Origin of the sequence: Chimaeribacter californicus (genome assembly GCF_002858675.1) — a bacterium.
Lineage (GTDB): Bacteria > Pseudomonadota > Gammaproteobacteria > Enterobacterales > Enterobacteriaceae > Chimaeribacter > Chimaeribacter californicus.
Window position 1 is genome coordinate 135,170 of record NZ_PJZF01000003.1, and the last position, 12,766, is coordinate 147,935.

Annotated in this window: 19 protein-coding genes and 1 pseudogene; 17 read left to right on the forward strand and 3 right to left on the reverse strand. The window is 54.2% G+C overall.

What is annotated here, in order from left to right; genetic code table 11:
* Positions 1-59 precede the first annotated feature (59 nt).
* Entirely contained in the window at positions 60-245 is a 186-nt protein-coding gene (locus tag CYR55_RS05580) for a Cro/CI family transcriptional regulator (protein WP_101815162.1), read from the reverse strand.
* A gap of 81 nt (positions 246-326) precedes the next feature.
* Here CYR55_RS05580 and CYR55_RS05585 point away from each other — a divergent pair, with 81 nt between their 5' ends.
* From CYR55_RS05585 to CYR55_RS05655, 16 genes and pseudogenes are all read left to right on the forward strand, one after another.
* Positions 327-980, forward strand: a complete 654-nt coding sequence (locus CYR55_RS05585) for a LexA family protein (protein ID WP_101815163.1) — start codon at positions 327-329, stop codon at positions 978-980.
* A gap of 596 nt (positions 981-1,576) precedes the next feature.
* Positions 1,577-1,924: a hypothetical protein gene (locus CYR55_RS05590; protein WP_101815164.1), complete on the forward strand. Its 348-nt coding sequence runs from the start codon at positions 1,577-1,579 to the stop codon at positions 1,922-1,924.
* 201 nt (positions 1,925-2,125) lie between these two features.
* A complete protein-coding gene (locus tag CYR55_RS05595; RefSeq protein ID WP_101815165.1) occupies positions 2,126-2,347 on the forward strand; it encodes a DUF551 domain-containing protein in 222 nt (73 codons plus the stop codon).
* 181 nt (positions 2,348-2,528) lie between these two features.
* Positions 2,529-2,630 carry a protease FtsH-inhibitory lysogeny factor CIII gene (locus tag CYR55_RS05600; RefSeq protein ID WP_241522096.1) on the forward strand — a complete coding sequence of 34 codons (102 nt, stop codon included), beginning with the start codon at positions 2,529-2,531 and terminating at the stop codon, positions 2,628-2,630.
* Positions 2,627-2,755, forward strand: coding sequence for a hypothetical protein (locus CYR55_RS24110; RefSeq protein WP_276515043.1), 129 nt, complete (start codon positions 2,627-2,629; stop codon positions 2,753-2,755). The genes CYR55_RS05600 and CYR55_RS24110 overlap by 4 nt, the downstream gene beginning before the upstream one ends.
* Positions 2,752-2,955: a thioredoxin reductase gene (locus CYR55_RS05605; RefSeq protein ID WP_101815167.1), complete on the forward strand. Its 204-nt coding sequence runs from the start codon at positions 2,752-2,754 to the stop codon at positions 2,953-2,955. Before CYR55_RS24110 ends, CYR55_RS05605 begins: the two co-directional genes overlap by 4 nt.
* Complete coding sequence (locus tag CYR55_RS23510) at positions 2,952-3,113, forward strand: hypothetical protein (RefSeq protein WP_165699531.1); 162 nt, start codon at positions 2,952-2,954, stop codon at positions 3,111-3,113. Before CYR55_RS05605 ends, CYR55_RS23510 begins: the two co-directional genes overlap by 4 nt.
* Positions 3,095-3,775 carry an ATP-binding protein gene (locus tag CYR55_RS05610; RefSeq protein ID WP_101815168.1) on the forward strand — a complete coding sequence of 227 codons (681 nt, stop codon included), beginning with the start codon at positions 3,095-3,097 and terminating at the stop codon, positions 3,773-3,775. Before CYR55_RS23510 ends, CYR55_RS05610 begins: the two co-directional genes overlap by 19 nt.
* Positions 3,772-4,362 carry a DUF669 domain-containing protein gene (locus tag CYR55_RS05615; RefSeq protein WP_101815169.1) on the forward strand — a complete coding sequence of 197 codons (591 nt, stop codon included), beginning with the start codon at positions 3,772-3,774 and terminating at the stop codon, positions 4,360-4,362. The genes CYR55_RS05610 and CYR55_RS05615 overlap by 4 nt, the downstream gene beginning before the upstream one ends.
* A gap of 19 nt (positions 4,363-4,381) precedes the next feature.
* A complete protein-coding gene (locus tag CYR55_RS05620) occupies positions 4,382-4,723 on the forward strand; it encodes a hypothetical protein (RefSeq protein WP_101815170.1) in 342 nt (113 codons plus the stop codon).
* Positions 4,724-5,046: 323 nt separating this feature from the next.
* Positions 5,047-5,304, forward strand: a pseudogene (locus CYR55_RS23945) (hypothetical protein); the annotation flags it as partial.
* Positions 5,305-5,545: 241 nt separating this feature from the next.
* On the forward strand, positions 5,546-5,959 hold the full coding sequence (locus tag CYR55_RS05630) for a hypothetical protein (RefSeq protein ID WP_101815172.1): 414 nt from the start codon (positions 5,546-5,548) through the stop codon (positions 5,957-5,959).
* A gap of 39 nt (positions 5,960-5,998) precedes the next feature.
* A complete protein-coding gene (locus tag CYR55_RS05635; protein WP_101815173.1) occupies positions 5,999-6,232 on the forward strand; it encodes a DUF4060 family protein in 234 nt (77 codons plus the stop codon).
* Positions 6,229-6,432, forward strand: coding sequence for a DUF551 domain-containing protein (locus CYR55_RS24190; protein ID WP_101815174.1), 204 nt, complete (start codon positions 6,229-6,231; stop codon positions 6,430-6,432). The genes CYR55_RS05635 and CYR55_RS24190 overlap by 4 nt, the downstream gene beginning before the upstream one ends.
* The gene (locus CYR55_RS05645; RefSeq protein WP_101815175.1) at positions 6,429-7,313 is read left to right on the forward strand and encodes a DNA cytosine methyltransferase; all 885 of its coding nucleotides are present in this window, start codon (positions 6,429-6,431) and stop codon (positions 7,311-7,313) included. The genes CYR55_RS24190 and CYR55_RS05645 overlap by 4 nt, the downstream gene beginning before the upstream one ends.
* Before the next feature lie 589 nt (positions 7,314-7,902).
* A complete protein-coding gene (locus CYR55_RS05655; protein ID WP_101815177.1) occupies positions 7,903-8,094 on the forward strand; it encodes a helix-turn-helix transcriptional regulator in 192 nt (63 codons plus the stop codon).
* Here the strand turns inward: CYR55_RS05655 and CYR55_RS05660 are convergent.
* Positions 8,075-9,256, reverse strand: coding sequence for a tyrosine-type recombinase/integrase (locus CYR55_RS05660; protein WP_101815178.1), 1,182 nt, complete (start codon positions 9,254-9,256; stop codon positions 8,075-8,077). The genes CYR55_RS05655 and CYR55_RS05660 overlap by 20 nt on opposite strands.
* Before the next feature lie 147 nt (positions 9,257-9,403).
* Between CYR55_RS05660 and sbcB the strand changes: the two genes are divergently transcribed.
* On the forward strand, positions 9,404-10,867 hold the full coding sequence (sbcB, locus tag CYR55_RS05665; protein ID WP_420912722.1) for an exodeoxyribonuclease I: 1,464 nt from the start codon (positions 9,404-9,406) through the stop codon (positions 10,865-10,867).
* Positions 10,868-11,002: 135 nt separating this feature from the next.
* Here the strand turns inward: sbcB and CYR55_RS05670 are convergent, their stop codons facing one another.
* Positions 11,003-12,385, reverse strand: a complete 1,383-nt coding sequence (locus CYR55_RS05670; protein WP_101815180.1) for an APC family permease — start codon at positions 12,383-12,385, stop codon at positions 11,003-11,005.
* Positions 12,386-12,766: the final 381 nt, after the last annotated feature.

A 12,766-nucleotide genomic window follows, 5' to 3' on the forward strand; every position in this document is an offset into this window, starting at 1 on the left:
CACGATGGTGCTCCAGCATTTCGGCGGGAGCGGTTCAGATTGACAAAGAGCAGTGCTGCTTATGCAGCTGGGCGGTAAATTTGGCCCTGGTACTTCAGAACGCCAGCGGTGAAGACTTCCAGTCGGTAAGCATCTTTCTCAGGAATAATTTCCTTCCACTGAGATACAGCTGCGTCGGTCAAGCCTAACGCTCTGGCTACCGCGCGCTGAGTTCCGAAGTGGTCGATTACATCTTTCTTGTACATAGACTCGCTCCGAAATTAAAGAACACTTAAATTATCATTCTAAAGGAAACTTAAGTCAATAAGATTTAAGATCTCTTAACCATGAAAATGCAAACAGTCGGCGATCGCATCCGTGCGAGACGCAAAGAGCTTAAGTTGACTCAAAAGGATTTAGCATCCAGAGTTGGTGTATCTCATGTCGCTATCTCTCAGTGGGAGAAAGATGACACCGCACCACGGGGTGATAACTTGCTACGGCTATCGCAAGCGCTGGGGTGCGATGCCTCATACCTTAATAACGGAGATGGCTCGGCCAGCAACGTCGCCCCAGCGTCTATAGACTTTCGCGCAGTTCCTATCATCAGTTATGTACAAGCTGGATACTGGACAGCCGAATGCACCATTCGCTCTATAGAGGGTGATATAGAGTTTTTGCATACAAATATGGACTTATCTGATTCAGCCTTCACCCTCATTATCAAGGGCGACTCCATGGAACCTGACTTCCGGGAGGGAGATGCCGTTGTGATTGATCCAGACATCGCTCCTCTACCTGGCGACTTTGTTGTGGCGAAAAATGGAGAGGAAGAAGCCCTCTTTAAAAAGTATCGACCACGCGGAGTTATCGATGGCGCGGACGTATATGAGTTGGTGCCTCTTAATGAAGACTACCCCACCCTCCGCTCTGACCAGGTTCCAATCCGCATCGTAGGAACAATGGTTGAGCACCGCAGATACCGAAAAAGAAGATCCTGATCACAAAATCAACCCGCCACTGCGCGGGTTTTTTATTCTCCCCGCTTAAAAGATTCCTCGAAAATCCAGCCACTTTCTTAAATCACGCCAAATAATTTAAGTTTTCTTTAAAATCCCGCTTGACCATAGATTTAAGTTGTCTTAAATTTAGCTCCATCAGCAGGACGCAGTACACACCAGGACGGTGGCGCTCTTTAACATTGATGGGGTTTGTCTCCGCAGTAATGCGGGGAACGATTTAACTCAACAGGAGGCTATATGTAGCGTTCATGCGGGTTAGACCGCAGCCGAAAGGCAATGCAGCAGTAGTGATGCTGCCCTGAGTCACCATTGGTGAGCCTGCTTAGCGCCGGGTCAAGGTTTCTAATCAAAAGTAGCTCCGGTAAAGCAGTGCGAACGCCAGACGCACACCGGTTATTAGCGGCAGATTGCGACAGTATCTCAAGGGCATGAGCGCGGCCACTGCGAGAGTGTGGCTCAAAGTGAAGTTGGCTTTGGGATGTGGTGAATGCCGGCAGCTGAATAGCAAAGGACAGCCAAAAGCATAGGGATGGTAACCCTGACCACATCACCTAAGCCAATTACCGGAGGTACACATGACTGTAGTTATCACTCTCTTGGCCTCTGACAATGCCAAGAATCGCCGCAGAGCACGTCGTGCAGCAGAGCGTGAAAGCACTGAAAGTATCAAATGTGCAACCCTGGGGTCGAAGCCAAGGGTTACTACTCAGGCGGTCAGAAAGCCGATTGAACGTGTAGTGAAAGCAGTATCTAGCACTGAGGGGTACGGCCGGCAGCTACAGAAGGCTATCAGTCATCATGAGCCAATCGCTCAGAAGCGCGAAGAGAAGCAGCGCCGTGAGCACATGAAGGTGCGCAATCCTTTGGGGCAGCAGGTTAACGCTCGTCAGAAGATGCGCGGCAAAAGCATCCCGTTAATTTGAGAGAGGTAACCATGAGAACAACACAGTTCAACTCCGTACAGCGTCAGGCGTTCGACAAGGGATTATACGGTCGCCAGTGGAAGGCTAAGTGCAGCAAGGAGCTGAGGTTCAATGAGCTGGAGACACGAAAGGTGTTCTGGCCTGTGTACATATAGCCGCCCAATGAGGCGGCTTTTTTATGCCTGCTAACAGGAGAGTGAGATGAAATGGATTAAATGCAGCGAATCGCTACCAGAAGCTAATCAGCAAGTGCTGGTTAATGACCTGAATGGTGAAGGAGTTCTGATTGCCTGGCGCTCACTATGGTATAGCGCCGGACAGGTGCCAACTGGTGACTGGCAGTGGGTTTTCCAGATTGCAGGTTTAGAGCATGAAGATGTGAAAGTAAAAGAATGGTGTGCATATCCCGCCCCTACCGAGTGACACCGCAGAGCTGATTCACTGAGTCGGCTCGATGAGTCTCTCTAACATTGTGCCGCCCTTGCCCGCCTCGCTGCGGGCTTTTTTATGCCCATACCAAAGCTGATTCATTCGAGTCGGCTCCGTTATGTAAACACTCAAAAGGAACAAGCCCATGCAACACGCTATTGCAGGGTGGCCCGGCATGGGTTGCCCATCGGAATCTCAGCTCGACCGCATCGTTATCCGCCTGAAGCTTGCAGCCAGAAAGCTGGCTCATTCGTTCAATCATCGGGGGCATCCATGAAGTTCACCATCGCCGGTCAGCTTCTCATTATCACGATAAGCGGGAGCAGTCGTGAATATCCAAACAACGCCGCTGGCTATCAGTTGATGGCTCGCGAGTTCTGCCAAAGCAAGGGGTTGTTATGAACCTGAAATTTGAATGCCGGGACGTGCGCGTTCGCCCCGGGGTCCGCCTGGGTGAATTCAAAGTAGAGGCCGCAGACGTGGCTTTGTACGGCCAGTCAGATGACCGCGAGATTCTGAGCCAGCTCGATATCACAGAGGTGGTTGAGTGGCTTGCAGGCCAGGGTTACAGCGTTACCGCACCACAGGAGCATGCAGCATGAATGAATGGAGTGATGACGCTTTCATCGCACTGATGAAAGACGTGCTGGCTGATGAGCCAATGACAGATGAGCTGGCGCACCAAGAAGCGGCGGCAGATTACCGCACGGAACGGCAGGAAATGATGATGGGAGGTGCTTCATGGGCACAGCAACTTTAATCCTCGGTGAGTCCGGCACTGGTAAGTCTACCAGCCTGCGGAACCTCGACCCGCAGGAAGTGATTCTGGTTAAGCCGGTAGGGAAGCCGTTGCCTTTCAAATCCAGGGATTGGAAGCCGTGGGACGTGAAGGCAAAGCAGGGAACGGTCGTCACTACTGATAGCTGGGATGTTATCAAAAAGGTGATTCAGGCAGCGAGCGGGTACGGCAAACGCATTGTGGTCATCGATGACTTCCAGTACGTGATGAGTAACGAGTTTATGCGCCGCTCTGAAGAGAAGTCGTTCGACAAGTTCACAGAGATTGGCCGGCACGCTTGGGAGGTGATTAAGGCCGCACAGGACGCGCCTGATGACCTGCGGGTTTACTTCATGTCCCACACGGAAGAGACGCAGATGGGACGCGTCAAGATGAAGACAATCGGCAAGATGCTGGACGAGAAAATCACAGTGGAAGGGATGTTCACTATCGTTCTGCGCACCCTCACCCGAGATGACCAGTTCTTCTTCACCACCAAAAACAATGGTGCCGATACGGTGAAATCACCGATGGGCATGTTTGAAACCAACGAAATCGACAATGACCTGGCAATCGTAGATGCAACCATCTGCGACTACTGGGGCTTATCCAATGTTCACAACCTCAAGGAAAATGCCGCATGAGCACCCCTATCTTTACCTATAACCATGAAGCAGCTCTGACCGCCGGCCAGGGCGGCTTTATCAATGAAACCGGTGCGTATGTGCTGACCATCACCGAAGCGGCGCTGAAGCAGGCCGACAGCGGCGCCCGCTCTATCGAGTTCTCTGGTGAAGCAGAGGATGGGCGCAAGATTCAATACCTGAGCGTCTGGGTAACAAAGAAAGACGGCACTGAGAACAAGTTTGGTGCAAACATTATTCACGCCATGATGGGTTGTGCCGGTGTTAATCAGTTGACCAGCCACATGCAATCCGCTGGTCAGTATGTTGCCCCGGAGTTCGCAGGGAAGAAGATTGGCCTGGTGCTGCAAAAAGTCCTCTCCAGCAAGCAGGATGGCAGCGACACCTACAAGTTTGATATCCGCCTGCCTTTCATTGCTCAAACTCACCAGACGCTTCTGGAGAAGGCTGAAGGTAAGAATGCAGAAACAGTCAGCCGGATGGTTGCGACGCTGAAAGACAAGGATGAGCGCAAGAAAGGCGTCAGCCATGCCGACAATGGCTATCACTTCGGTCAGGACGATGACCCGGGCTTCACCCCCTTCTAACCTTCACAGGTAACCCCACATGCTCACCAGCCACGAGCAGGATGTCTACGACAACCTGCCGGTTGAGCTGCGTCCAAAATACCTGGACAAGCTCCGCCGAATCAAAGAAAGGGATGCTCTTATTGTTGCTGGTGCGCTCGAAGCCGTGGAGTGCGCCAGGCAGGGATTGCAGCATGAGCGCCTCAACAGGATGAGGCTCAACGCGCTCAACAAGGAAGCGGCGTTCTACCCGCTATGCCCAGAGCATATTCTCGATAAAGACAAGCGGGCGTTCACCAAAGAGCAGCCTGCTAACACTGATATCTATCTCGACTACACAAACCCAATCAGGGGCTTTGGCGGCGCTGTCCGTCAGGGTTAATCACGTAAGGACTCATCATGACAGACAAACAGCCTGCCCCGGTTGGGGATTGCCACATCGTAGGAAAAGCGGTTGTGCCGGGATTCAGCAAACTGGAAGCGGCAGCAAAGGCATTTGAAGAGGCGTTGAGTTCGGCGGGCACGTCAATGTCAGGCAGCCAACTGCAAGCGCTGTCAGAAGCTATGACGGCTTACCATGAATCGAGTATGCCAAACGTCATCCTTAGCCTGTTACGGCAGAATGCTGAACTTAAGGCGGAGCGTGACGCGCTGGCGGCGCAACTGGCTCGCTACTCCATGAGTGCCGGACAGGCTGACCAGCGGATGTGCGAATCTCAAGCCGTTCGTAAAGCGTTGGGATTCGGCGAGGATGCCGAAGATGTCGCACCCATTGACCTGATGGAAAAAATTGATGCCCTCAAAGCAGAGCGTGACGCGCTGGCGGCTGAGAATGCAGCGGTGAAGAACGCTATGTCGGTAACACTTGAGCATGTCAGAGTGATGGATACAGGGCAAGCAGGGGTTGCGGCAATGATTATCAATGACGCAATGAATAACAGCAAAACCCCGGCCACCGATGCCGCCAGCCTGCGCAAAGGGGGTGAGTGATGGTTGTTGGAGGCTATACGCTTGACCTGACGTGTGATTGTCAGAAGTGTCAGCGCTATATGGGTCTTCCTGATTACCGCAGTGAGGAACGGGGTTTTACGCGCTTAGCAGGGGATAATTTCACCGAGTGTTTCCGGGCAGCAAAGAAACGCGGGTGGAAATTTTACAGCAACAAAACCAAGTGCTTTGCACCTGGTCATGAGGTGGGGCGAGAATGGATAAGCAACAGAAATACAAATTGATCGCGGCGGCCAAACAGGCCATTAAGTGCTACGAGGCTGGCGGTAACGTCTCGCCGGAGCCGGAGTATCTGGCGTTGTTTAAGGTGGCGCTGGCGTCGCTGGAGGCTGAACCTGTGGCGTGGGAAGTTAAAGGGATACTGTGCCACACCAAAGAAGAGGCCGACCGGTATATCGGGGAGCCTGAACCTCTCTACGCCGCCCCGCCCGCGCCGGTGGTTAAGGTCGGATTGCCTGAGCCTTATGATGATGGACACGGCAACGAGTGGCTTTCTAAAAGAGAAGTTATCAAAGCTATTCAGGAAGCTGGCGCGGAAGTCCTGCGCCTGAACTCCAGCGATACTGACGATATAGACACCACGCCTCAGCAGTATCAATCCCTATCCTGATAGCCTCGCAATAGCGGGGCTTTTTTATACTGAAAAATCATGATTGAGCGCATCTACGGCGACACCGAGCCAGCCCATATCGTTGTCGCACATAAAGCTATGGAAGCGCATAAAGCCAAGTATGGCGAGGGCAACAAGTTTCATCCCCGGATTTACTCAGTCGCGTATCGCGGCAGGTTCTATCAAATTGAGGTCGTGACTCGCCGCCAGACTATAGCCGCGACGGTGATTACTGGTGTCAGAACGTTAACTAAAGTATTGGAGGTTGCATGAGCGAGTGGATTAAGTGCAGTGAGAGGATGCCTGAGCTAAAGCAGGAAGTGCTATGTGTTAATGAGTGGGGAGACTATGAAGCTGCTCTCTATGATGTTGGATATATCCCCGGCCCACCATTCTTTGCAACGTCAGCCGGCGAGTTTCACCCAACCCACTGGATGCCACTACCAGAACCACCGGAGGAGAACCAAGGATGATTACCGTAAACAGCTACTTTTGCGGTGCCGGCCTAATGGACGCAGGTCTGATGGACGCTGGCATTCAAATCAGCCAGGCATTTGAGATGGATGAGGATGCCTGTAAGACATACCGGGCCAATCATGGCGATCACATTAAGCAGTGCGATATCGCTAGTGAACTGGTCATGGAGCAAGACAGTTGCGACGGGATGATATTCACCTACCCCTGCACTAAATACTCCACTATTGGTGATATTCACGGAACCCGTACCGGAGATGAGCTGTTCCTGCACGCATTACGCCACCTGGCTGTGGCACGACCTGAATTCTACGTTGTAGAGAATGTCCCTGGCATGAGGGCATTCCCGGTCGTCATGGAAGCGATGACCAAGATGCCGGATTACTATGTGCACGTGTTCTGCCCGATAAAATCTGAGACCTGGCTGCCTCAGCGGCGTGACCGCCTCATTATCGTCGGCACCAAACGGCAGTGGTTGATCCGCCCGCCTGAGAATACCCGGCCAATCACCCTGGCTGAAATCCTTGAAGATGAACCACGCGTTACCCTTCCCTCAGCAATAAAAGCGCGAATGTCAGGGCAGTACCGTGACTTACCCATTATCAGTGACCCTGCCCGTGGCGATATCGCCCCGACATGTGTGGCGCACTACGCTAAAGATAAAAGTACCAGGCTGGTCGTGGATAAACGCTTTCCGATGGGTGTGCGTCCATACTCAGTAAGAGAATATGCGAGGCTCCAGGGGTTAGAGGATTCGTTCGTATTCCCAGTGTCAGATACCGCCGCCTACAGGCAAATCGGTAATGGAGTTTCACGCCATGTCGGGATGTGGATAGGCAAAGAGTTAACCCGCTATATGGGTATGCGCAAAGCTGCCTGATGGAGAAACTATGCTCGCCGGCTTCGTCCTCTTACTTACCTCCTGCGCTACTGATTGTCGCACCGTCCCCGTATCAGAAACCATGTTCCCTACCCTGACCGAGTGCCAGCAGATGGCTGAGCGCATCAGGATGGTTCGCCCGCGGGTAATTTTGGAATGTGCGGAGGTGCGCCGCTAAATGCTTACACCACTTCATCTGCTTATCACTATCGCCGCTCTGGCTATCTATTACGTCCTGATGGGCTAACGCCTAACCTTTTACTATCGCGCTATGCGTGAGGAGTTGCTATGTCCGTATATTTTTACAGTGGCCTGATTTACAAGTCAGGGATAGTTGTCCGCGGGTTTAGCGGAATAATTGAAGGAGGCAGCGCTGGAGAGGCTTATCGCACCGCTCAACAGCTTCAGGTAGACGTTCTGAGGGATAGTGGGATTTATTCTGATGACTATCTCATCCTGGTTAATCAGTTCAACAAAGTCGAATGACCACCATCCCCGACATCTCCCCGGGCGAGCTAATCCTCTGGCTCGCCATCGTCACCCTTTTCATCATCGACAGCTTCATCAGTAAGCCACCAAAGGAGTAGCTATGGCTGACATTACCCTGATACAAGAAAAAGAAGTCATGGAAAAATTGCACATTACCTCACGCACAACCATGTGGAAGTATTGTGAGTCGCATAATTTTCCCAAGCCCGTCAGAACGCGCCCAAAAGCATTTCTCAAGAGCGCAGTTGAAGAATGGATACTAAACGGAGGTGTTAATCAGAAAGCTTCCTGATGTGCCAGAACAGCTTATCGGCATGTATTTCGTATGCCTTTCTCTGATCCTCTATCCAGTCGTGCTTGTTATATACCGCCATTACCCCGCCCAGCTCATGCCCAAGCATCCTTTCGGTAACGTGAGGTGCTACCCCCTCCTCCGAAAGACGCGTGACAATAGTTCGCCTAAAGTCATGAGCGCGCCAGTAACCAATATCCATTCCCTCGCGAATACGCAGAATGTAGCGGTTCGCGGCGGCAATGGTTATTGGCTGGCCTACATCATTTCCTGGGAACAGTATTTGGTCATAGGTTTCCATCGCCCGTTCCAGTAGCGGCTTCATCTGTTCAAAGATGGGCCGCCTGATGACGTTATGCATCTTGCTGTGCTCTTTCGGAACCGTCCAGACCCATTCACTCAGATCAAACTCTTTTCTTTCTGCAAGTCGAAGCTCTGATACCCTAGCCCCCCATAGCATTAGCATCTGGTGAAGCAGTTTATTAGATGTGGCAGCTCTGCTTCTTTCAATCGCCACCCAGATACGGGCCAGCTCACTGTATGTCAGCACCCTACTACCAGTTTCTGAGCGTACGCCAACATCCTTCGGGCTGATGCGCATAATTGAGGAGCTATCAATCACCTGACGCCTTATGCACCAATTAATGGCCGTCCTGGCTTGGGACAGCAGCTGCCGAGCGCGCCGGGGGTTCTCTTTTTCCTCTTTCGAGAAGAAATCCACCCACTGTTTAACAGTTATATCGGCAATGGGCCTGCCCGAGAACGCGCCTTCTAGGTGTTTAAGCACGGTCGATGTGTACAAAGCCTGGGTTTTTGGCCGCAAGGCTACATCGACGTAATGCTCTTTCCAGTAGCGCAGGCAATCGCCGACAGTCATGGAGTCGCCGCCCGAGGTTTCTTCAAAGTAAGTACGGGGATCTGTGCCGCCGTCATAAAGAAGGCGTAACTCTCCGGTAAGTGCTCGGGCGTCTTTCAGGCTCAATGCTGGATATCGTCCTAAGCCAAGGCGCTGGGCCTTGCCTTTCCAGCGATAACGATATTGAAAGGTGATCACCCCCCTCGGAGAGATGCGAGCGCTGAGGCCATCTACATCTGAAACTTCTGGAGAACCAGAATATGGTTTACCATGTAATGAACGGAGTTTAGTGTCGCTCAAAGCCATAATTATTTTCTGTACGCAGTAAAAATGAGGTTCTGTACCAACTGTGTACGCAATATTGCATGGACTAAAGAGAACATCAATGAACTGATGTGAACATATGCAGGCAAGAGCGGGGATGTTTGGCGGGATTGTCACTGCTCAAACAGTATGTTAGCAAACAGAAGTGAACGGATAAAAATCTTGGCAAACAAAAGCGAACAACCTACCTTCCTTATTCACGATTACGAAACCTTCGGCAAAAGCCCGTGGCGTGACCGCGCCGCGCAGTTTGCCGGGGTGCGTACCGACATGGATTTCAACATCATCGGCGAGCCGCTGGTGATTTACTGCCGCCCGGCCGATGACTACCTGCCGGAGCCGGAAGCGGTGATGATCACCGGCATCACCCCGCAACACGCCAGGGCGCAGGGGCTGCCGGAAGCGGAGTTTATCCGCCGGATCCATGAGGCCTTCAGCGTGCCGGACACCTGCATCATGGGCTATAACAACATCCGCTTTGATGATGAAGTGACGCGCAACCTGCTTTACCGCAACTTCTACGACCCGTACGCCTACAGCTGGCAGCACGGTAACTCCCGCTGGGATTTGCTCGACGTGATGCGCGCCTGCTACGCCCTGCGCCCGGAAGGCATCGAGTGGCCGGAGAACGACGAAGGCTTCCCGAGTTTTAAGCTGGAGCACCTGACGAAAGCCAACGGCGTGGAACACACCCACGCCCATGACGCGATGTCCGACGTGTACGCCACCATTGCGATGGCGAAAAAGGTGAAAGAGGCGCAGCCGCGGCTGTTTAATTTCCTGCTGACCCACCGCAGCAAGAATAAACTGATGACGCTTATCGACATCCCGCAGATGGCCCCGCTGGTGCATGTCTCCGGTATGTTCGGCGCGGCGCGCGGCAACACCAGCTGGATTGCGCCGCTGGCGTGGCACCCGGACAACAAAAATGCGTTGATTGTCTGCGATCTGGCCGGGGATATGGCGCCGCTGCTGGAGCTGGAGGCAGACGCGCTGCGTGAGCGGCTTTACACCCGCCGCGACCAGCTGGCCGGCGATCAGGCTGCCGTGCCGCTGAAACTGGTGCACATCAACAAGTGCCCGGTGCTGGCCCCGGCCAAAACCCTGCTGCCGGAAACCGCCGACCGGCTGGGCATTGACCGTGAACGCTGCCTCGCCAACCTGAAACTGCTGCGGGATAACCCGCAGGTGCGGGAAAAAGTGGTGGCGCTGTATGCGGAAGCCGAGCCGTTCAACGGCAGTGACGACGTTGACGGCAAGCTCTATGACGGCTTCTTCAGCGAGGCCGACCGCACCACCATGACCATCATCCGCCAGACTGCCCCGCAAAACCTGCCGGCACTGGATCTCACCTTCCAGGACCCGCGCATGGAGGCGCTGCTGTTCCGCTTCCGCGCCCGCAACTACCCGGCCACGCTGGATGACGCTGAGCAACAGCGCTGGTTGCAGCACCGGCGTGAGGCGCTGAGCGCAGAGCGGGTGCAGCGCTACCTCCAGGAGCTGGAAGAGCTGTATAACCTGCACGAAGGGGACAAGGAGAAACTGGCGCTGCTGAAAGCCCTGTACGATTATGGTCGTGAACTGGCGGGCTAGCCGCCAGAGGGGGCCGTGAACCGGCGGGCCTACCCGCCAGAGGGGACGTGAACCGGCGGGCTGAGCCGCCGCGCCTTACGGTAAACACAAAAAAGCCAGACCGGAGTCTGGCTTTTTTATTACCTGAAAGAGGCGTTACGCCATATCGTCGGCGGCATCCTCTTCCATCTGCGGCGGGGATTTGCTGAAGAAGCGGGTAATGTAGGCCAGGTAAGCGAGGCCAACCGCGCCCCACGCCAGCCCCAGGTACATTGAGCTGGCTTCCAGATTCAGCCACAACGCCCCCACCGTCAGCGCGCCGATCACCGGCAGGATCAGGTAGTGCAGGATATCTTTCGCGGTTTTATTGCGCTGCTCGCGGATAAAGAACTGCGAAATCACCGACAGGTTCACAAAGGTGAAGGCCACCAGCGCACCGAAGTTAATCAGCGCCGTGGCGGTCACCAGGTCGAAGCAGACGGCCGAGAGGGCCACCACGCCCACCAGCACCACGTTAAAGGTCGGGGTACGCCATTTCGGGTGAACGTAACCAAAGATCTTCTGCGAGAAGACGCCGTCACGGCCCATCACATACAGCAGGCGCGACACGCCGGCGTGCGCGGCCATGCCGGAAGCCAGCACCGTCACGCAGGAGAAGCAGAGGATCACCGACTGGAAGAACTTACCGGCCACATACAGCATGATCTCCGGCTGCGACGCATCCGGGTCATGGAAGCGCGAGATGTCCGGGAAGTAGAGCTGCAGGAAGTAAGAGACCACGATAAAGATGATGCCGCCAATCAGCGCGGTCAGGAAGATCGCGCGCGGGATCACTTTCGCCGCGTTTGGCGTCTCTTCTGACAGCGAGCTGATGCCGTCAAAGCCCAGGAAGGAGAAGCAAAGGATGGTCGCGCCGGTAATCATCGGCACCACATGCGCATTCTCAGACCAGAACGGTTTGCTGCTCACCAGCTGGCCGGTGCCCTCGCCCTGATACACGCCGTGGATCAGCAGGCCCAGGAACACCACCATGATCGCCACCTGTACCACCACGATAAAGCTGTTGAGGTTCGCCACCAGCTTGATGCCGCGCAGGTTGAAGAAGGTCATCAGGCCCACCAGCGCCACCACGAAGATCCAGGACGGCACGCCCGGGAAGATCGCTTCCAGGTAGATTTTCGCCAGCAGGATGTTGATCATCGGCATGAACAGGTAGTCCAGCAGCGACGACCAGCCGACCATAAAGCCGACGTGCGGGCTGATGGCTTTCTGGGCATAGGTATAAGCGGAACCGGCAGACGAGAAACGCTGCACCAGTTTGCCGTAGCTGACGGCGGTGAACAGCACCGCGATCAGCGCAAAGGCGTAGGCGGTGGCGACGTGGCCGTCGGTCAGGCCGGTCACGATGCCGAAGGTATCAAAAATGGTCATCGGTTGCAGATAGGCGAGGCCCATCATCACCACCTGAACCAGCGTCAGGGTTTTATGCAGCTTCACGCGCTGCGCCGCCGGTGCGGCCGCCATCACATCAGCAGACATGGCTCAACCCTCCCTGAAACAGCGGGGAAACGGCAAGACCCGGCATCACCGGCCTGGCGTATTCATGCAGAGGAAACTGGGGGAACGCCGCAGGGCGGGTCCGGCACAACCCGGCACGCTTTTTCCGGGTATGACCACAGCAGACGCCGGCGGGCACCGGCACGAACATTACACATTGCCCCATCGTTCATTTCCTCATAGTGGCGACCGGTAGAGTTTGGGGTCGCACACGGACTGGTTTGATTATCTATCCGGATCGAAGCCCGGCCTCTTGATATGTAAAAACGCCCTGACGCCAGAGCGCACAAATGGTTTGTACAGCCTTGAATGCAAAAAAATAACCGACGCCTGAAAGCGTCGGTTATTTGCAAGCCGCGTATT

Excerpts from the sequence above, each read along its gene's own strand:
- CYR55_RS05580 (WP_101815162.1), bottom strand. The coding sequence starts at position 245 with ATGTACAAGAAAGATGTAATCGACCACTTCGGAACTCAGCGCGCGGTA.
- sbcB (WP_420912722.1), top strand. The coding sequence starts at position 9,404 with ATGTTAGCAAACAGAAGTGAACGGATAAAAATCTTGGCAAACAAAAGC.
- CYR55_RS05645 (WP_101815175.1), top strand. The coding sequence starts at position 6,429 with ATGATTACCGTAAACAGCTACTTTTGCGGTGCCGGCCTAATGGACGCA.
- CYR55_RS23510 (WP_165699531.1), top strand. The coding sequence starts at position 2,952 with ATGAATGAATGGAGTGATGACGCTTTCATCGCACTGATGAAAGACGTG.
- CYR55_RS05590 (WP_101815164.1), top strand. The coding sequence starts at position 1,577 with ATGACTGTAGTTATCACTCTCTTGGCCTCTGACAATGCCAAGAATCGC.
- CYR55_RS05630 (WP_101815172.1), top strand. The coding sequence starts at position 5,546 with ATGGATAAGCAACAGAAATACAAATTGATCGCGGCGGCCAAACAGGCC.
- CYR55_RS24110 (WP_276515043.1), top strand. The coding sequence starts at position 2,627 with ATGAAGTTCACCATCGCCGGTCAGCTTCTCATTATCACGATAAGCGGG.
- CYR55_RS05610 (WP_101815168.1), top strand. The coding sequence starts at position 3,095 with ATGGGCACAGCAACTTTAATCCTCGGTGAGTCCGGCACTGGTAAGTCT.
- CYR55_RS05600 (WP_241522096.1), top strand. The coding sequence starts at position 2,529 with ATGGGTTGCCCATCGGAATCTCAGCTCGACCGCATCGTTATCCGCCTG.
- CYR55_RS05660 (WP_101815178.1), bottom strand. The coding sequence starts at position 9,256 with ATGGCTTTGAGCGACACTAAACTCCGTTCATTACATGGTAAACCATAT.
- CYR55_RS05670 (WP_101815180.1), bottom strand. The coding sequence starts at position 12,385 with ATGTCTGCTGATGTGATGGCGGCCGCACCGGCGGCGCAGCGCGTGAAG.
- CYR55_RS05620 (WP_101815170.1), top strand. The coding sequence starts at position 4,382 with ATGCTCACCAGCCACGAGCAGGATGTCTACGACAACCTGCCGGTTGAG.
- CYR55_RS05585 (WP_101815163.1), top strand. The coding sequence starts at position 327 with ATGAAAATGCAAACAGTCGGCGATCGCATCCGTGCGAGACGCAAAGAG.
- CYR55_RS05655 (WP_101815177.1), top strand. The coding sequence starts at position 7,903 with ATGGCTGACATTACCCTGATACAAGAAAAAGAAGTCATGGAAAAATTG.
- CYR55_RS05595 (WP_101815165.1), top strand. The coding sequence starts at position 2,126 with ATGAAATGGATTAAATGCAGCGAATCGCTACCAGAAGCTAATCAGCAA.
- CYR55_RS24190 (WP_101815174.1), top strand. The coding sequence starts at position 6,229 with ATGAGCGAGTGGATTAAGTGCAGTGAGAGGATGCCTGAGCTAAAGCAG.
- CYR55_RS05615 (WP_101815169.1), top strand. The coding sequence starts at position 3,772 with ATGAGCACCCCTATCTTTACCTATAACCATGAAGCAGCTCTGACCGCC.
- CYR55_RS05635 (WP_101815173.1), top strand. The coding sequence starts at position 5,999 with ATGATTGAGCGCATCTACGGCGACACCGAGCCAGCCCATATCGTTGTC.
- CYR55_RS05605 (WP_101815167.1), top strand. The coding sequence starts at position 2,752 with ATGAACCTGAAATTTGAATGCCGGGACGTGCGCGTTCGCCCCGGGGTC.